Annotated in this window: 13 protein-coding genes and 1 pseudogene; 5 read left to right on the top strand and 9 right to left on the bottom strand. The window is 71.8% G+C overall.

Annotation, left to right across the window (positions count from 1 at the left end; translation table 11 throughout):
- The first annotated feature begins 15 nt into the window (after positions 1-15).
- The 4 genes from V5O46_RS03370 to V5O46_RS03355 all read left to right on the top strand — a co-directional run bounded on the left by V5O46_RS03370 (position 16) and on the right by V5O46_RS03355 (position 7,861).
- Positions 16-1,608 carry an alkaline phosphatase D family protein gene (locus tag V5O46_RS03370; protein ID WP_332882871.1) on the top strand — a complete coding sequence of 531 codons (1,593 nt, stop codon included), beginning with the start codon at positions 16-18 and terminating at the stop codon, positions 1,606-1,608.
- A gap of 227 nt (positions 1,609-1,835) precedes the next feature.
- Positions 1,836-5,774, top strand: coding sequence for a glycoside hydrolase family 2 TIM barrel-domain containing protein (locus V5O46_RS03365; protein ID WP_332882870.1), 3,939 nt, complete (start codon positions 1,836-1,838; stop codon positions 5,772-5,774).
- Between the two features lie 92 nt (positions 5,775-5,866).
- A complete protein-coding gene (locus V5O46_RS03360) occupies positions 5,867-7,348 on the top strand; it encodes an AlkA N-terminal domain-containing protein (RefSeq protein ID WP_332882869.1) in 1,482 nt (493 codons plus the stop codon).
- A 21-nt stretch (positions 7,349-7,369) separates the two neighbouring features.
- The gene (locus tag V5O46_RS03355) at positions 7,370-7,861 is read left to right on the top strand and encodes a methylated-DNA--[protein]-cysteine S-methyltransferase (RefSeq protein ID WP_332883193.1); all 492 of its coding nucleotides are present in this window, start codon (positions 7,370-7,372) and stop codon (positions 7,859-7,861) included.
- Positions 7,862-7,892: 31 nt separating this feature from the next.
- Here the strand turns inward: V5O46_RS03355 and V5O46_RS03350 are convergent.
- From V5O46_RS03350 to V5O46_RS03340, 3 genes and pseudogenes are all read right to left on the bottom strand, one after another.
- Positions 7,893-8,034, bottom strand: a pseudogene (locus tag V5O46_RS03350) (NAD-dependent deacetylase); the annotation flags it as partial.
- Between the two features lie 6 nt (positions 8,035-8,040).
- Complete coding sequence (locus V5O46_RS03345) at positions 8,041-8,535, bottom strand: NUDIX hydrolase (protein ID WP_332882868.1); 495 nt, start codon at positions 8,533-8,535, stop codon at positions 8,041-8,043.
- A gap of 28 nt (positions 8,536-8,563) precedes the next feature.
- Positions 8,564-9,643 carry an ADP-ribosylglycohydrolase family protein gene (locus tag V5O46_RS03340; RefSeq protein ID WP_332882867.1) on the bottom strand — a complete coding sequence of 360 codons (1,080 nt, stop codon included), beginning with the start codon at positions 9,641-9,643 and terminating at the stop codon, positions 8,564-8,566.
- Positions 9,644-9,803: 160 nt separating this feature from the next.
- Between V5O46_RS03340 and V5O46_RS03335 the strand changes: the two genes are divergently transcribed.
- Positions 9,804-10,940, top strand: a complete 1,137-nt coding sequence (locus tag V5O46_RS03335; RefSeq protein ID WP_332883192.1) for a glycerate kinase — start codon at positions 9,804-9,806, stop codon at positions 10,938-10,940.
- Between the two features lie 325 nt (positions 10,941-11,265).
- Here the strand turns inward: V5O46_RS03335 and pssA are convergent, their stop codons facing one another.
- The 6 genes from pssA to V5O46_RS03305 all read right to left on the bottom strand — a co-directional run bounded on the left by pssA (position 11,266) and on the right by V5O46_RS03305 (position 17,696).
- Positions 11,266-12,084, bottom strand: coding sequence for a CDP-diacylglycerol--serine O-phosphatidyltransferase (gene pssA, locus V5O46_RS03330; protein WP_332883191.1), 819 nt, complete (start codon positions 12,082-12,084; stop codon positions 11,266-11,268).
- A 22-nt stretch (positions 12,085-12,106) separates the two neighbouring features.
- Positions 12,107-12,763 (bottom strand): phosphatidylserine decarboxylase, encoded by a 657-nt coding sequence (locus V5O46_RS03325; RefSeq protein ID WP_332882866.1) that lies wholly within the window; start codon positions 12,761-12,763, stop codon positions 12,107-12,109.
- A gap of 170 nt (positions 12,764-12,933) precedes the next feature.
- Complete coding sequence (locus V5O46_RS03320; protein WP_332882865.1) at positions 12,934-14,139, bottom strand: acyl-CoA dehydrogenase family protein; 1,206 nt, start codon at positions 14,137-14,139, stop codon at positions 12,934-12,936.
- Between the two features lie 7 nt (positions 14,140-14,146).
- Positions 14,147-14,659 carry a MaoC family dehydratase gene (locus tag V5O46_RS03315; RefSeq protein ID WP_332883190.1) on the bottom strand — a complete coding sequence of 171 codons (513 nt, stop codon included), beginning with the start codon at positions 14,657-14,659 and terminating at the stop codon, positions 14,147-14,149.
- Between the two features lie 5 nt (positions 14,660-14,664).
- Entirely contained in the window at positions 14,665-15,627 is a 963-nt protein-coding gene (locus V5O46_RS03310; protein WP_332882864.1) for an HpcH/HpaI aldolase/citrate lyase family protein, read from the bottom strand.
- A complete protein-coding gene (locus tag V5O46_RS03305; RefSeq protein ID WP_332882863.1) occupies positions 15,624-17,696 on the bottom strand; it encodes a protein meaA in 2,073 nt (690 codons plus the stop codon). The genes V5O46_RS03310 and V5O46_RS03305 overlap by 4 nt, the downstream gene beginning before the upstream one ends.
- Positions 17,697-17,701 lie beyond the last annotated feature (5 nt).

Raw genomic sequence — 17,701 nt, 5'->3', positions numbered from 1 at the left:
CCGTCTGGAGGTTCGATGACCCGGCCGCGCACCAGTATGGACGACCCCCTGAAGCGCAGGGGATTCCTCGGGATGGCCGGCGCCGGTGCGGGCGCGGTGCTCGTCGGCACCGCCGCCGCGCCCGCCGTCGCCGCCCCCTCGAGGCGGATCCCCGGCGACCTCTTCCGGCTCGGCGTCGCCTCCGGCGACCCGCTCCCCTACGGCGTGCTGCTCTGGACCCGGCTCGCGCCGAAGCCGCTGGAGTTCGACGGCGGCATGCCCCGGCGCCCGGTCCCGGTGCACTGGGAGATCGCCCTCGACGCACGCTTCCGGCGGGTCGTCCGGCGCGGCACGGAGCTCGCCGTGCCCGCCGAGGCGCACACCGTCCACGCCGACGTACGGGGCCTCGGCCCGCACCACGAGTACTACTACCGCTTCCGCGCCGGCCGGTCCGTCTCCCCGGTCGGCCGCACCCGCACCGCGCCGGCCCCCGGCACCGCCCCCGCCGTCGAGTTCGCCTTCGCCTCCTGCGCCAACTGGGAGCAGGGGTACTTCACGGCGTACCGGCGCATGGCCGAGGAGCGGCCCGACGTGGTCTTCCATCTCGGCGACTACCTCTACGAGTACCGGGCCGGGGCGAACGGCAGTGTGCGCACGCACATCGGCGACGAGATGAACACCCTCGACGAGTACCGGCAGCGGCACGCCCAGTACAGGACCGACCCCGACCTGCAACTGCTGCACGCCACCGCGCCCTTCGTGGTCACCTGGGACGACCACGAGACCGACAACAACTACGCCGGCCTCGTTCCGGAGAACACCGACCCCGGCCAGGGCAACGACACCACCGCCCGCTTCGCCGCCCGCCGCACCGCCGCCTACCGGGCCTACTGGGAGCACATGCCGCTGCGCCGGTTCCGCAGGCCGGTCGACACGGACCTGCCGCTGTACCGCCGGCTGGAGTTCGGGAACACCGCCACCTTCAGCGTGCTGGACACCCGCCAGTACCGCACCGACCAGCCCTACGGCGACCGGTGGCAGGTCTCCGGGCCCGAGCAGTGGGACCCGGACGGCACCATCCTCGGCGCCGAGCAGCACCGCTGGCTGGAGCGCAGCCTGTCCCGCTCGCGCTCGATGTGGAACGTGGTCCCGCAGCAGATCTACTTCGCCAACTGGGACGCCCTCGCCGGGCCGGACGACGGCGGCTACAACGACGGCTGGGACGGCTACCGGGTCTCCCGCGACCGGGTGCTCGGCTTCGTCGAGGAGCGCGGCATCGAGAACTTCGTCGTCCTCACCGGTGACGTGCACACCAACTGGACCAACGACCTGCGGCGCGACTTCGAACGCCCGGAGACCCGGCTGCTGGGCAGCGAGTTCGTCACCACGTCGATCAGCTCGGGCGGCGACGGCACCGGTTCCCACGACCCGGGCCAGGTCTACTGGGACGAGAACCCGCACCTGAAGTACTACAGCAACCGACGCGGCTATGTGCGCTGCCGGGTGACCAGGGAGCACTGCACGGCCGACTACCGGGCCGTCGACCACGTCACCCGGCCCGGCGCCCCGGTCCGCACCGACCGGTCGTTCGTGATCGAGGCGGGCCGGCCGGGCGTCCAGGACGCCTGACGGGGGAACCGCCCCGGACCAGGGGGCGACGGCCGGTGGCCGACCGTCGCCCCTCAGGAACGCACAGAGTCCGACACGGTGATTGATTCGATTGTGTTCGGGTTCTAGGGTGTGGCTGACCCGGTAGTCGCCCCCTCACCGGCAGTTGCGATCGGGCACCGTGCCAACTGCCGTCTGTGCACCGTGTGTTGAGCAGCTCCCACCGAAGCCCACGGAAGGCCACGGTCATGCCGCACCCGCCCGTGTCACCCGCCGGTTCCCAGGCCGCCCCCCACCCCCGCCCGTGCGTCAGCCGCCGCCGGCTGCTGGAGAGCGGGGCCGCCGTGCTCGGCGCCCTCGCGCTGTCCGGGTCGCCCACCGCGGCACACGCGGCCGGCCGGCGCGCCCCCGCGGGGCCCGCCGCCCCGACCGCCCCCGGCACCCCTCCGGCCTGGAACGACCTCGGAGTCTTCCGGCTCGGCACCGAGCCGCCGCACACCACGCTCATGCCGTACGCGGACGTCCGCCAGGCCCTGACCGGTGACCGCACCCGCTCCCCGTACCGCATCGGCCTCGACGGCACCTGGAAGTTCGCCTACGCGGACCGCCCCGACGACCGCGACCCCGACTTCCACCGCACCGACCTCGACGACACCGGCTGGGAGACCATCCCGGTCCCGGCCGTCTGGCAGCTGCACGGCCACGACTTCCCCGTCTACCTGAACATCACCTACCCGTACTGGGGAGCCAACGGCCTGGGCGAGGAGCCGCGGCCGCCCGCCGCGCCGACCCGCTACAACCCGGTCGGCCAGTACCGGCGCACCTTCACCGTCCCGGCCGACTGGTCCGGCCGCCGCACCTTCCTGCACTTCGAAGGCGTCAGGTCCGCCCACTATGTATGGATCAACGGCGAACTGACGGGCTACCACGAGGACTCCTGCACTCCCGCCGAGTACGACATCACCGACCGGCTCAGGCCCGGCACCAACCAGATCGCCGTCGAGGTCTACCGCTACTCCGACGGGGACTGGCTGGAGGACCAGGACATGATCCGGCTGAGCGGCATCTTCCGCTCGGTCTACCTGTACTCCACCCCGGCCGTGCATCTGCGGGACTTCAAACTGGACACCCCGCTGGACGACACCTGCACCGGCGCCGAACTCTCGGTCACCGCGAGCGTGCGCGCCTACGGCGAGCGCGGCACCGGACGGTACACCGTCGAGACCCGGCTCTACGACGCCCGCGGCCACGCCGTCTGGTCCCGGCCGCTGGAGCAGACCGCCGACCTCGGCACGGTGAGGGCCGGTGAGGACGTCACCGTACGCGCCACCCGGACCGTACCCTCCCCGAAGCTGTGGTCCGCCGAGCACCCGTATCTCTACACCGCCGTGCTGCGGCTGCGCGACCCCGCCGGAAGAGTGACCGAGACCCTCTCGCACCGGGTGGGCCTCCGCGAGTTAGCGCTCAGGGACGGGCTGATGCGGATCAACGGCCGACCGGTCTCCTTCCGCGGCACCAACCGGCACGAGCTCCACCCGGACCGCGGCACCGCCCTCACCCGCGAGGACATGATCGAGGACATCGGGGTCATCAAACGGCTGAACATGAACAGCGTCCGCACCTCGCACTACCCGAACAACCCGCTGTGGAACGAACTCGCCGACGAGTACGGCCTCTACCTCGTCGACGAGACCAACCTGGAGACCCACGGCATCCGCTCCGAGTACCCCGGCGACCACCCGGAATGGACCGCCGCCTGCGTGGCCCGCGCCCGGAACATGGTCCACCGCGACAAGAACCACCCCTCGGTCGTCATCTGGTCGCTCGGCAACGAAGCGGGCGGCGGCAGCACCTTCACCGCCATGCACGACTGGATCCGCTCCTACGACCCCACCCGCGTCATCCAGTACGAGGGCGACGACCGCCCCGGGATCAGCGACATCCGCTCCCAGATGTACGACACCCCCCAGCGCGTCGAACAGCGGGCGAAGGACAGCTCCGACACCCGCCCCTACGTGATGATCGAGTACTCCCACGCGATGGGGAACTCCAACGGCAACTTCACCAAGTACTGGGACCTCGTACGCCGCCACGACGTCCTCCAGGGCGGCTGGATCTGGGACTTCGCCGACCAGTCGCTGCGCTGGCCCACCCCGGACCGCACCCTGTTCACCGAGACCGGACCCGCCCGGCTGCGCGGCGAGCTCCTCGCCCCCTCCGGCAGCTTCGACCCCGGCCGCGGACTGTCCGGCGGCACCGTCTTCGCCCGCGACGACAGTCTCGACCTCACCGGCTCGCTCACCCTGGAGGCCTGGGTCACCCCGCACGTCACCGGCTACCACCAGCCGATCATCACCAAGGGCGACACCCAGTACGCCCTGAAGCTGAACGACCGCACCCTGGAGTTCTTCATCCACTCCGGCGGCCGGTGGATCACCGCCGCCTGGACGGTCCCCGACGACTGGACCGGCCGCGAGCACCACCTCGCCGGCGTCTTCGACGCCGACGCCGGCACGCTCACCCTCTACGCCGACGGCACGCCGCGCGCCACCCGCAGCACCGACCGGCGGCCCGGCAGCACCACGGCACCCCTCGCCCTCGCCACCGACGCGGACAACCAGGTCCGCGAGTTCAGCGGCACCGTCCGCCGCGCCCGCGTCCACGCCCGCGCCCTCACCGCCGCCGAACTCGCCGACGGCGACCGCGGCCCCGGCGACGACGGCGTCCGCTTCTGGTTCGACGCGGCTACCGTCGGCGTCGACCGCAAGCGGCCGGAGGAGCGGACCTTCCTCGCCTACGGCGGCGACTGGGGCGACAACCCCAACGACGGCAACTTCGCCGCCGACGGCATCGTCCTCGCCGACCGCGGCCACACCGGCAAGGCCGCCGAGATCAAGCGCGTCTACCAGGCGATCGGCGCCACCGCCCGCCCCGGCGGCCCCGGCGCGATCACCCTCAGCAACGAGTATCTGTTCACCGGCCTGCGCGCGTTCGACGGCCGGTGGGAGCTGGTCGCCGACGGCGAGGTGGTGCGGCGCGGCAGGCTCACCCGCGACCAGCTGGACGTGGCACCGCTGTCCCGCAAGGACATCACCGTGCCGGTCCGGCTGCCCCGCGACCCGGCGCCGGGCACCGAGTACTTCCTGCAACTGTCCTTCACCACCAGGGAGTCCACGCCCTGGTCCCCGGCCGGCTTCGAGGTGGCCCGGCACCAGCTTCCCCTCGACGCCGACGTCCCGGCGGTCACCCCGGTGCCCCTGGACCGCGTCCCGGCCCTGCGCCACCGCGACGACGGCGACGAGGTCACGGTCGACGGCAGGGACTTCTCGGTCACCGTCGACAGGCGCAGCGGCACCCTCACCTCCTACGAGGCGCACGGCACCGCGCTGATCACCTCCGGGCCGGTGCCGAACTTCTGGCGGGCGCCCACCGACAACGACCACGGCAACGGCCAGCACGTGCGCAACCAGACCTGGCGTGACGCCGGAGCCCGGCGCACGGTCACCGGCGTCGCCGTGCGCACCCTCGGCGACCGGGCCGTCGAGATCCGGGTCAGCGGCACCCTGCCGACCACCACCGAGTCGGCGTACACCACCACCTACACGGTGTTCGGCAACGGCGAGATCAAGGTCGACAACACCCTGCACCCGGGCGCCCCGAGCCTGCCCTACCTCCCGGAGGTCGGCACCCTGCTGTTCCTGCCGCGCCGCCTGGACCGGCTGCACTACTACGGCCGCGGCCCCGAGGAGAACCACTGGGACCGCAACACCGGCACCGACGTCGGCCGATACTCCGGCACCGTCGCCGGGCAGTGGACCCCGTACATCCGCCCCCAGGAGAACGGCAACAGGACCGACGTCCGCTGGGTCGCCCTCACCGACCGCCACGGCGTCGGGCTGCTCGCCACCGGCGAACCCCTCCTCGAGGTCAACGCCTCGCACTTCACCCCGGAGGACCTGTCGGCCGGCGCCCGCCACGACTACCAGCTCACTCCGAGGGACGCGGTCGTCCTGCGCCTCAACCACCGGCAGATGGGCGTCGGCGGCGACAACAGCTGGGGCGCGCACACCCACGACGAGTTCAAGCTGTTCGCCGACCGAGACTACGCGTACACCTACCGGTTGCGCCCGATCACCGACGTCCGCGACGCGGCGGCGGCCCGGCGGCGGCCCACGGCCACCGAGTAACCGGCTCGCGCGATCCGGATCGGTCCAGGAAGCGGCACGTCCATGTCGGATTCCCGCCAGCCCCGGTGGGTCCGCTACGCCATCCTGGAGGCATGCAGAAGGGGATGCACACCGACACCGAGCGCTGCGTGCGTGCAGTCCGGTCCAAGGACGCGCGGTTCGACGGCTGGTTCTTCACCGCGGTCCTGACCACCCGCATCTACTGCCGGCCCAGCTGTCCGGTGGTGCCGCCGAAGCCGCAGAACATGACCTTCTACCCGAGCGCGGCGGCCTGCCAGCAGGCCGGCTTCCGGGCCTGCAAGCGGTGCCGCCCCGACACCAGCCCCGGCTCCCCGGAGTGGAACGGACGCGCCGATCTCACCGCCCGCGCCATGCGGCTGATCGCCGACGGCGTCGTGGACCGCGACGGCGTGCCCGGCCTCGCCACCCGGCTCGGCTACAGCACCCGGCAGATCGAACGCCAGCTCCTCGCCGAGCTCGGCGCCGGCCCGCTGGCACTGGCCCGTGCCCAGCGCGCCCAGACCGCCCGCGTGCTCATCGAGACGACCCCCCTGCCGATGGCACAGATCGCCTTCGCCGCCGGCTTCTCCTCCATCCGCACCTTCAACGACACCGTCCGCGAGGTCTTCGCCCTCAGCCCGAGCGAACTGCGCACCGACGTACCCCGGGCCGGCGCCCCCGGCGCGCCCGGTGCCCTCTCGCTCCGGCTGCCCTTCCGCGCCCCGCTCAACCCCGACAACCTCTTCGGCCATCTCGCCGCCACCGCCGTCCCCGGCGTGGAGGAGTGGCGGGACGGGGCCTACCGGCGCACGCTCCGCCTGCCCTACGGCCACGGCATCGCAGCGCTCACCCCGAACTCCGACCACATCGGCTGCCGGCTCGTCCTGAGCGACCTGCGCGATCTGACCGTCGCCATCAGCCGCTGCCGCCGGCTGCTCGACCTGGACGCCGACCCCGCCGCCGTCGACGACCAGCTGCGCACCGATCCGCTGCTGGCGCCGCTGGTCGGCAAGGCACCCGGCCGCCGGGTGCCGCGCACCGTCGACGAGGCCGAGTTCGCCGTACGCGCCGTGCTCGGCCAGCAGGTCTCCACCGCCGCCGCCCGCACCCACGCCGCCCGGCTGGTCACCGCCCACGGCGAACCGGTGGACGACCCCGAGGGCGGCCTCACCCATCTCTTCCCGTCCCCCCGGGCGCTCGCGGCGGTGGACCCGGACACGCTGGCCATGCCGCGCACCCGCCGCACCACCCTCACCACCCTCGTGCGCCATCTCGCCGACGGCTCCCTCACCCTGGGCGTCGAGAGCGACTGGGCGGAGACCCGCGCCCTGCTGCTCGACCTGCCCGGCTTCGGCCCCTGGACGGCCGACGTCATCGCCATGCGTGCCCTCGGCGACCCCGACGCCTTCCTCCCCACCGACCTCGGTATCCGCCGCGCCGCCGGAGAGCTGGGCCTGCCCGCCACCCCGGCGGCGCTCACCGCCCGCGCCACGGCCTGGCGGCCCTGGCGGGCGTACGCCGTCCAGTACCTGTGGGCGACCGACAGCCACCCGATCAACTTCCTGCCCGTGTGAGGAGCTTCCCCGATGAACACAGTGAAACAGCACACCGTCCTGGACAGCCCCTACGGCCCGCTGACCCTGGTCGCCGAGGACGGCGTCCTGTGCGGCCTCTACATGACCGAGCAGCGCCACCGCCCGTCCGAGGAGACCTTCGGGGACCGCGACGGCGCGCCCTTCGCCGAGGCGACCGAGCAGCTGGAGGCCTACTTCGCCGGGGAGCTGCAGGACTTCACCCTCCGGCTGCGTCTGAACGGCACCCCGTTCCAGCGCACCGTCTGGGACCGGCTGCGCGCCATCCCGTACGGGGAGACCCGCACCTACGGCGAGCTCGCCGACGCGCTCGGCAACCCCGCCGCCTCCCGGGCCGTGGGCCTCGCCAACGGGCGTAACCCCATCGGCATCATCGTCCCCTGTCATCGGGTCATCGGCGCGAGCGGCAGTCTCACCGGCTACGGCGGCGGCCTGGCCCGCAAGCAGCGGCTGCTGGACTTCGAACGGGGCGAACCGGCCGGGGCGCTGTTCTAGGAGTGCCGGTGTGCCGGCTGTGCTGCTCCAGGAGGCCGCGCAGCAGCGCGGGCAGCGCCGTGCCGATCGGCTCCCGGACCACCCACCCGGTCGGCGAGGTCGTCGTACGGCGCCGGCTCGGCGTTGACCACGAGCAGCCGGGCACCGTGGTCGGCGGCCACGCCGGCCGGCCCGCCGGGTCAGCCGACCCGGCGGCCGTTCTCCAGCTCGACCGTGCCGGTGCCGTCCGTCACGGCGTCCAGCGCGGACACCACCCGGCCGAGGAGGATGCCCGGCAGATGGCCGCCCAGCCGCTCGCGCGGCACCAGCCGCCAGGACAGCAGTTCCTCCTCCTGGAGCCGGATCGCCCTGAGCTCCTCCTCGCCGAGGACCCCGCCGTCGTACAGGTACGCAACCAGTGGCGGCCGGCCCGGCCCCGGCACCCAGTCGACGGCGAGCAGCCGGCCCGGCACGACGTCCAGGCCGATCTCCTCGGCCGTCTCCCGGCGCGCGCCCTCGCGCGGGGTCTCCCCGTCGTCGGACTCGACGGTGCCGCCCGGCAGCGCCCACCCCTCCCGGTAGTTGGGCTCGACCAGCAGTACCCGGCCCTCGGGGTCCCGGAACAGCATCGCGGCGCCGCACAGGACACGGGGCAGGCCGGCGATGTACGCGGCGAAGTCAGAGGTGGTGGTCACCCGGGAAGCCTAGCCGGACCGGACCCGGTCACGCCCCCGCCTGCGCCAGCCGCAGGGTGCGCTCCGCCAGCGCGCTGATGCGTACGCCGTCGAAGCCGAACACCGCGCTGCGCACCGTGTCCCGCAGCGGCTCGGTCCACTGCCGAGGGATCGCCGCCGCACCGCACAGAACCCCGGCCACCGAACCCGCCGTCGCACCGTTGGAGTCGGTGTCCAGACCGCCGCGCACGGTGAGCGCGATGGTGCGGGTGAAGTCCCCGTCGCCGTACAGCAGCCCGGCGGTGAGCACGGCGGCGTTGGGCACGATGTGGATCCAGCCCAGCCCGGCGGTCTCCGCCGCCAGCGTGGTGAGCGTGTCCTCCCAGGCCACCCCGGCCTCGTGCAGCGAGGCCACCCGGCGCACCGTGCGGGCCAGCCGGCTGCTCGCCGGGATCACCGTCAGTGACCGGTCGAGTGCGTGCCGCGGGCCGGGGGCCGTGAACGCCGCCGAGATCAGCGCAGCGGCCCACATGGCGCCGTAGACGCCGTTGCCCGTGTGGGACAGCACCGCGTCCCGGCGGGCCTGCAGCGCGGCGCGGCCCGGATCGCCGGGGCGGGTCCAGCCGTGGATGTCGGCGCGGATCAGCGCGCCGATCCACTCCTGGTACGGGTTGCCGCAGGTGGCGGTCAGCGGCGGCCTCAGCCCGCCCGCGAGGTTCCGGTACGCCGCCCGCTCCGCGGTGAACGTCTGCAGGTACGGCAGCCGCGTCAGCCACAGCTCACCCACCTGCTCGGTGCTGAAACCGAAACCGTGCGTCTCCAGCAGATCGAGTCCGAGGACCGCGTAGTCGATGTCGTCGTCGCGGCAGCTGCCGTGGATCCGGCCACGGACACACTCCGGCCACTCGGGGCGCAGCGGCGCGCCGGCCCCGCCGTCGTCCGGCGGTGCGGGCAGGTAGTCGGTCAGCGGGAGCGCGCCGGCCCGCCGCAGATAGCGGTCGATCCGTTCGCGGGTCCACACCTCGCCCTGCTCCACCGGCTTGCCGAGCATGTTGCCCGCGATCCGGCCGAGCCAGCCGCCGTGGATGCGGTCGGCCGGCCCCGGAGCGGCGATGTCGTCGAGGGTCATGTCTGCGGTGTACCCCCTTCCGGGCCCGCCGGACGCCGTTCCAGGGACCGGGCAGGGCATGACGCCGGGGCGGCCCTGAGGTTAAGGTCGCAGCGGCGCGACTGCCTTGACGTGCGCAAGGCCCGAAGAGCAAGGGGATAGCAAGGTGGCTGACGCTGCAGTGGACGGGGCCCGTCGGGTGCTCGTCGCCGCGGACAAGTTCAAGGGGTCGCTGACGGCCGTGGAGGTCGCCGAGCGGGTGACGGCCGGGCTGCGCCGTGTCGTGCCGGACGTCGCCGTGGAGGCACTGCCCGTCGCCGACGGCGGCGACGGCACGGTCGCCGCGGCGGTCGCGGCCGGGTTCGAGCGCCGGGAGCTGCGTGTCGTCGGGCCGGTCGGCGACGAGGTGACCGCGGCGTACGCGCTGCGCGGGGACACCGCGGTGGTGGAGATGGCCGAGGCGAGCGGGCTGCAGAGGCTGCCCGAGGGCGTCCTCGCGCCGCTGACCGCGTCCACGTACGGTTCCGGCGAGCTGCTGCGGGCCGCGCTGGACGCGGGCGCCCGGACGATCGTGTTCGGGGTCGGCGGCAGTGCGACCACCGACGGCGGCGCCGGGATGCTGGCCGCGCTGGGCGCGCGGTTCCTGGACGGGGACGGCAGGCCGGTGGCGCCGGGCGGCGGCGGGCTCGCCGAGCTGGCCACGGCCGACCTGTCGGGTCTGGACCCGCGGATCACCGAGGTCGAGCTGGTGCTCGCCAGCGACGTGGACAACCCCCTCACCGGGCCGAAGGGCGCGCCCGCGGTGTACGGGCCGCAGAAGGGCGCCTCGCCGGAGGACGTGCGGAGGCTGGACGCCGCCCTCGTGCACTTCGCCGGGGTCCTGGAGGGTGTCCTGGGTCCGAGGGCCGCCGAGTACGCGGCCTCCCCGGGTGCCGGGGCCGCGGGAGGTATCGGCTACGGGGCACTGCTGCTCGGCGCGGGGTTCCGGCCCGGTATCGAGGTGATGCTGGACGTGCTGGGCTTCGCTCCGGCGCTGGAGCGGGCCGGGCTGGTGATCACCGGTGAGGGTTCGCTGGACGAGCAGACGCTGCACGGCAAGGCCCCGGCGGGCGTCGCGGCAGCGGCGCGGGCCGCGGGCAAGGAGGTCGTGGCGGTGTGCGGGCGGCTGGCGCTGCCGGCGGACGCGCTCGGGCGGGCCGGGATCCGGCGGGCGTATCCGCTGACGGAGGCCGAGCCCGACGTGGCGAGGTGCATCGCGGAGGCCGGGCCGATCCTGGAGCGGGTCGCCGAGCGGATCGCCCGGGACTTCCTGGTCTGAGCGCCGCAGGGGGTTGCGCCTCCGCCGCCCTCACTTGATCCGAACGGGGCCTGCCGCCCCCGCACCCCGCATCGGCCCTGAACGGGCCTCGTCGTCAAGCGCCGGACGGGCTGGGTGGGCTCGGCGGGCCCGACGCCGAGGTGCCGGGCGGCCGGGGAGGCCCGGGTACCCCCCGGCCGGAGAGCCGGGCGGTGGGTGGGCAGCGGTCCCGGGGGCCAGGGGGCGGAGCCCGCGGCTCGGGACAACGCGGCCCGGAGACAGCCGAAGGGCCCCGGAACGGACTGGTCCGGGGCCCTGCACACCGCGCCGTACGGCGACCGCGCCGCTACGGCAACTGCGCCGCCCGCGCCTCCCGCCGGTTGTCACGGAAGTTGTTCACCCGGCGAGCAGTGGCGAACAGGGGGATGACAGCCCCCATGACCAGCTGCAGCGCACAGCCCGTCTGCAGCAGCAGCTGACCGCTCGGGGCGTCGAACGCCCACGCCGCCAGCAGGCCCATGCTCAGCACGATCCAGGTCAGCATCGCCACCGCGAGGCGCCCCCGCGGCTTCGGGTACTCCACCCGGCTCACCATCAGCCACGCGGTGCCGATGATCGCCAGCAGCGTCGCCACGAAGGGCAGCTCCAGCAGCACGATCGAGACCACGGTCAGTGCGCCGAACGGCGACGGCATGCCCTGGAAGGTGCCGTCCTTCATCGTCACGCACGAGAATCTCGCCAGCCTCAGCACCACCGCCAGCAGCACCACGATCGCCCCGACCGCCGCCACCCGCTGGTGGGCGTCATCGGCGACCATGCCGTAGACGAGGACGAAGTACGCCGGGGCCAGCCCGAAGCTGATCAGGTCGGAGAGGTTGTCCAGCTCCGCGCCCATCGGCGAGCTGCGCAGCTTGCGCGCCACCAGCCCGTCGAACAGGTCGAAGACCGCCGCGCACAGCATCAGGATCACCGCGGTGGCCGCGCTGTGCCGGGCCATGCCGGTCTCCTGGCTGCCGGTGAGGTGCGGGATCAGAATGCCGGTGGTGGTGAAGTACACCGCCATGAAGCCGCAGGTCGCGTTGCCGAGGGTGAGCGTGTCCGCTATCGACAGGCGCAGCGACAGCGGCATCTCCTCCTCTTCGTCGACCTCGTCGGCCTCCGGCACCCAGCCGGCCTTGGTCTCCGGGTCAATCACGGTCAATGCGAGTCACCCCAGCCACCGTCTTCTGACCGACCTCGACATCGACCTCCACGCCCTCGGGCAGGTAGAGGTCGACGCGCGAGCCGAAGCGGATCAGACCGATGCGGTCGCCCTGCTCGACCTTGGTGCCCTGGGGCAGGTAGGGGACGATGCGGCGGGCCACCGCGCCGGCGATCTGGACCATCTCGATGTCGCCGAGCTCGGTGTCGAAGTGCCAGACGACCCGCTCGTTGTTCTCGCTCTCCTTGTTGAAAGCGGGAACGAAGCCGCCCGGGACATGCTCGACCGAGGTCACCGTGCCGGCCAGCGGCGCGCGGTTGACGTGGACGTTGAGCGGGCTCATGAAGATCGCGACGCGGGTGCGCCCGTCCTTCCACGGCATGATGCTCTGCACCACACCGTCGGCGGGCGAGATGACCCGGCCCTGGGTGATCTCGCGCTCGGGGTCGCGGAAGAACCACAGCATCCCCGCCGCGAGCGCGGTGGCGGGGACGGCGACGGCCTTGGCGGCACCCGAGCGGCGGGCACGGGCCAGGCTGACGGCTGCGGTGGCGACGGTCGGGAGGAGCCACGGCGATGCTCCGCGCGCGAGGCGTACGCCGGCGAGGCTGTCGCGAGGTGCAGAGGTTTGGCTGTGGGGCATGGATGACCTTCGTAGCGGATCAGGCCGCGCTTCGACGGGGGACGGCGGCTTTCCGGCGATCGTAGCGGCTCGGGGCGGCAACTGGGTAAGCCAGGAAGCCGAGTCGGAGGCCGAAGAATGCCTACGGGGTGTGATCTTCTTCTCCAAGAAAACACCCCGTATCCGGACATCTAGCCCTGGAATCGATACTCTTCGAGCAACCTGCGGCCGATGATCATTTTCTGGATCTCGGCGGTGCCTTCACCGATCAGCAGCATGGGCGCCTCCCGGTAGAGACGCTCGATCTCGTACTCCTTGGAGAAGCCGTAGCCACCGTGGATCCGGAAGGCGTCCTCCACGACCTCCTTGCAGTATTCGGATGCGAGGTACTTCGCCATCCCTGCTTCGAGGTCGTTTCGTTCGCCGGAGTCCTTTTTGCGTGCCGCGTTCACCATCATCGCATGAGCGGCCTCCACCTTGGTAGCCATCTCCGCGAGCTTGAACTGGATGGCCTGGTGCTGGGCGATCGGCTTTCCGAAAGTGTGACGCTGCTGGGCGTACTGGACACCCAGCTCGAAGGCACGCTGAGCGACACCGCAGCCACGCGCCGCCACATTGACGCGGCCGACCTCCACGCCGTCCATCATTTGGTAAAAACCTCGGCCGGTGCTGCCGCCGAGCACCCGATCGGCCGGAATGCGCAGTCCGTCCATGATGAGCTCGGTGGTGTCGACCCCCTTGTAGCCCATCTTGTCGATCTTCCCGGGGATGGTGAGGCCGGGGCGCACCTCGCCGAACCCGGGCTCCTTCTCCACCAGGAAGGTCGTCATCGACCTGTGCGGCGCCGTCCCCTCGGGGTGACCTTCGTCACTTCGGACCAGGACGGCCACCAGCGACGACGTACCGCCGTTGGTCAGCCACATCTTCTGGCCGGTCAGGACGTACTCGTCGCCGTCCTGTACCGCCTTCGACGTGATGGCCGACACGTCGGAGCCGAGCGCCGGCTCCGACATCGAGAACGCGCCCCGGATGTCGCCGGCGGCCATCCGCGGCAGGAAGTGCTCCTTCTGCTCCCGCGTGCCGTGCTGCTTGAGCATGTACGCCACGATGAAGTGGGTGTTGATGATGCCGGACACCGACATCCAGCCCCGGGCGATCTCCTCCACACACAGCGCGTACGTCAGGAGCGACTCGCCCAGGCCCCCGTACTCCTCGGGGATCATCAGCCCGAACAGGCCCAGCTCCTTCAGCCCGTCGACGATCTGCTGCGGGTACTCGTCGCGGTGCTCCAGCTCCGTCGCGACCGGGATGATCTCCTTGTCCACGAAGTCCCGGACGGTGGAGAGGATCTCCTGCTGGACGTCCGTGAGGCCGTGGGTCTGCGCGAGTCGGCTCATGGGTGCCTCACTTCTCCTGGGACTTCGGCTCCGGGCGGCCCGGCTGCTCGCCGCCGCGCTCCTTGATGTACGTCTCGGTGGGCACCATGACCTTGCGGCGGAAGACGCACACCAGCGTGCCGTCCTGCTTGTAGCCCTTGGTCTCCACGTGCACGATGCCGCGGTCGTTCTTCGACTTCGAAGGCCACTTGTCCAGCACGGTCGTCTCGCCGTAGACGGTGTCGCCGTGGAAGGTCGGTGCCACGTGCTTCAGCGACTCGATCTCCAGGTTGGCGATCGCCTTGCCGGAGATGTCCGGCACGGACATGCCGAGCAGCAGCGAGTAGATGTAGTTCCCGACCACCACGTTCCTGCCGAAGTCCGTCGTCTTCTCGGCGTAGTTGGTGTCCATGTGGAGCGGGTGGTGGTTCATGGTGAGGAGACAGAACAGGTGGTCGTCGTACTCGGTGACCGTCTTGCCCGGCCAGTGCTTGTAGGTCGCCCCGACCTCGAACTCCTCGTAGGTCCGTCCGAACTGCATCTCCGTCACGCCTCCGGGATCTCGAATGTGCTGGTGCGCCGCATGCCGGCGGCGCGCCCCTTGCCCGCGACGACCAGCGCCATCTTGCGGCTGGCCTCGTCGATCATCTCGTCGCCGAGCATCGCGGAGCCCTTCTTGCCGCCCGCCTCGGACGTGTAGTACTCGTACGCGTCCAGGATCAGCTCGGCGTGGTCGTAGTCCTCCTGGGAGGGCGAGAAGATCTCGTTGGACGCCTCGACCTGGCCCGGGTGCAGCACCCACTTGCCGTCGAAGCCGAGGGCCGCGGCGCGCTGCGCGACCTCGCGGTAGCCGTCGATGTTGCGGATCTGCAGGTAGGGGCCGTCGATCGCCTGGAGGTCGTTGGCGCGGGCGGCCATCAGGATCTTCATCAGGATGTAGTGGTAGGCGTCCGCCGGGTAGCCGGGCGGCTGCTCGCCCACGACGAGGGACTTCATGTTGATGGACGCCATGAAGTCGGCCGGGCCGAAGATGATCGTCTCGATGCGCGGGCTGGCCTGGGCGATCTCATTGACGTTGTTGAGGCCCTGGGCGTTCTCGATCTGTGCCTCGATGCCGATGCGGCCGACCTCGAAGCCCATCGTCTTCTCGATCTGGGTGAGCAGCAGGTCGAGGGCGACGATCTGCTGCGCGTCCTGCACCTTCGGCAGCATGATGCAGTCCAGGTTCGGGCCGGCGCCCTCGACGACCGTGACGACATCGCGGTACGTCCACTCGGTCGTCCAGTCGTTGACGCGCACGACGCGGGTCTTGCCGGTCCAGTCGCCCTCGTTGAGGAACTTGACGATGGTGTGCCGCGCCTCGGGCTTGGCGAGCGGGGCGCACGCGTCCTCCAGGTCCAGGAAGACCTGGTCCGCAGGGAGGCCCTGGGCCTTCTCCAGGAAGCGCGGGTTGCTCCCCGGGACCGCAAGGCAGGAGCGGCGTGGGCGAAGGCGGTTGACGGTCGTCATGCGGGGACCTCCAGGGGGTCGAGCTTGTTCGCGTGGCGGATCTCGTCGACGATCCGGCCGATGATCCCGGTGATGTCGAAATCCTTCGGGGTGAAGACCGCGGCCACTCCGGCGGCCCGGAGCAGTTCGGCGTCTCCGTTCGGGATGATGCCACCGGCGATCACCGGAATATCTGTGGCACCGGCCACACGGAGCCTTTCCAGCACGTCCGGCACCAGCTGCGCGTGCGAGCCGGAGAGGATGGACAGGCCGACCGCGTGCACGTCCTCCGCCAGGGCGGCGTCCACGATCTGCTCCGGCGTCAGCCGGATGCCCTGGTACACCACCTCGAAGCCGGCGTCACGCGCGCGCACCGCGATCTGCTCGGCGCCGTTGGAGTGCCCGTCCAGGCCGGGCTTGCCCACCAGGAACCGCAGCTTGCCGACGCCGAGGTCCTGGGCGGTCAGCTCCACCGCCTTGCGCACGCGGGCCATCGCGGTGCCCTCCTCGGCGGTGACCGCCACCGGCGCCGAGGACACCCCGGTCGGCGCCCGGAACTCGCCGAACACCTCCCGCAGCGCCCCGGCCCACTCGCCGGTGGTGACCCCGGCGCGGGCGCACTCGAGGGTGGCCTCCATCAGGTTCGCGTCGGAGCGGGCCGCTTCCTTGAGCCGGTCGAGGGCCTGGGTGACGGTCGGGTACACGTACGGGTCGCCGTTGCCCTGGCGGTCCGAGGCCTCCTGACGGGTGGTGCGCCACTCGTCCAGTGCCCGGACCACCCTCGCCTCGACCTCCGGGTCCACCGTCTGGATCGCGGTGTCCAGGTCGGCGGTGAGCGGGTTGGGCTCGGTGCCCTCGAAGGCGTTGACACCGATGATCTTCTCCTCGCCGGACTCGATCCGGGCCCGGCGCTCCGCGTGCGAGGCGACCAGCTGCGACTTCAGATAGCCGGACTCGACGGCCGCCATCGCGCCGCCCATCTGCTCGATCCGGTCCATCTCCGCCAGCGAGTCCTCGACCAGCTGGTCCACCTTGGCCTCGATCACCCTCGAACCGTCGAAGATGTCGCCGTACTCCAGCAGGTCGCTCTCGTAGGCGAGCACCTGCTGGATCCGCAGCGACCACTGCTGGTCCCAGGGGCGGGGCAGGCCGAGCGCCTCGTTCCAGGCCGGCAGCTGCACGGCACGCGCGCGTGCGTCCTTGGAGAGGGTCACGGCCAGCATCTCCAGGACGATCCGCTGGACGTTGTTCTCCGGCTGGGCCTCCGTCAGGCCCAGCGAGTTGACCTGGACGCCGTAGCGGAAGCGGCGGTGCTTGGGGTTCTCGATGCCGTACCGCTCGCGGGTGACCCGGTCCCAGATGCGGCCGAAGGCGCGCATCTTGCACATCTCCTCGACGAAGCGGACACCCGCGTTCACGAAGAAGGAGATCCGGCCGACCACGTCGCCCATCCGCTCCTGCGGCACCTGGCCGGAGTCGCGGACGGCGTCCAGCACGGCGATCGCGGTGGACATCGCGTACGCGATCTCCTGCACCGGCGTGGCCCCGGCCTCCTGCAGGTGGTAGCTGCAGATGTTGATGGGGTTCCACTTCGGGATGTGGGAGACCGTGTACGCGATCATGTCCGTCGTCAGGCGGAGCGACGGCCCCGGCGGGAAGACATGGGTGCCCCGGGACAGGTACTCCTTGACGATGTCGTTCTGGGTCGTGCCGCTGAGCCTGGTGATGTCCGCACCCTGCTCCTCGGCGACGACCTGGTAGAGCGCCAGCAGCCACATGGCCGTGGCGTTGATCGTCATCGAGGTGTTCATCTGCTCCAGGGGAATGTCCTGGAACAGCCGGCGCATGTCACCGAGGTGGGCGATCGGCACCCCGACCCGGCCGACCTCGCCGCGGGCGAGGATGTGGTCGGAGTCGTAGCCGGTCTGGGTCGGCAGGTCGAACGCCACCGACAGGCCGGTCTGGCCCTTGGCGAGGTTGCGCCGGTACAGCTCGTTGGACGCCTCGGCCGTGGAGTGACCGGCGTAGGTGCGCATGAGCCACGGCCGGTCCTTCTCCCGCCTGCCGTCGGCGGGCTGACGCTCAGTCATCTATG

Origin of the sequence: Streptomyces poriticola (assembly GCF_036689765.1) — a bacterium.
In the GTDB taxonomy this organism is placed as follows: Bacteria; Actinomycetota; Actinomycetes; order Streptomycetales; family Streptomycetaceae; genus Streptomyces; species Streptomyces poriticola.
Note: the sequence above shows the minus strand (reverse complement) of the source record. Positions and strands in the feature narration are given on the sequence as shown.

Excerpts from the sequence above, each read along its gene's own strand:
- V5O46_RS03315 (WP_332883190.1), bottom strand. The coding sequence starts at position 14,659 with ATGCAGTTCGGACGGACCTACGAGGAGTTCGAGGTCGGGGCGACCTAC.
- V5O46_RS03310 (WP_332882864.1), bottom strand. The coding sequence starts at position 15,627 with ATGACGACCGTCAACCGCCTTCGCCCACGCCGCTCCTGCCTTGCGGTC.
- V5O46_RS03320 (WP_332882865.1), bottom strand. The coding sequence starts at position 14,139 with ATGAGCCGACTCGCGCAGACCCACGGCCTCACGGACGTCCAGCAGGAG.
- V5O46_RS03360 (WP_332882869.1), top strand. The coding sequence starts at position 5,867 with ATGCAGAAGGGGATGCACACCGACACCGAGCGCTGCGTGCGTGCAGTC.
- V5O46_RS03305 (WP_332882863.1), bottom strand. The coding sequence starts at position 17,696 with ATGACTGAGCGTCAGCCCGCCGACGGCAGGCGGGAGAAGGACCGGCCG.
- V5O46_RS03340 (WP_332882867.1), bottom strand. The coding sequence starts at position 9,643 with ATGACCCTCGACGACATCGCCGCTCCGGGGCCGGCCGACCGCATCCAC.
- V5O46_RS03370 (WP_332882871.1), top strand. The coding sequence starts at position 16 with ATGACCCGGCCGCGCACCAGTATGGACGACCCCCTGAAGCGCAGGGGA.
- V5O46_RS03365 (WP_332882870.1), top strand. The coding sequence starts at position 1,836 with ATGCCGCACCCGCCCGTGTCACCCGCCGGTTCCCAGGCCGCCCCCCAC.
- V5O46_RS03325 (WP_332882866.1), bottom strand. The coding sequence starts at position 12,763 with ATGCCCCACAGCCAAACCTCTGCACCTCGCGACAGCCTCGCCGGCGTA.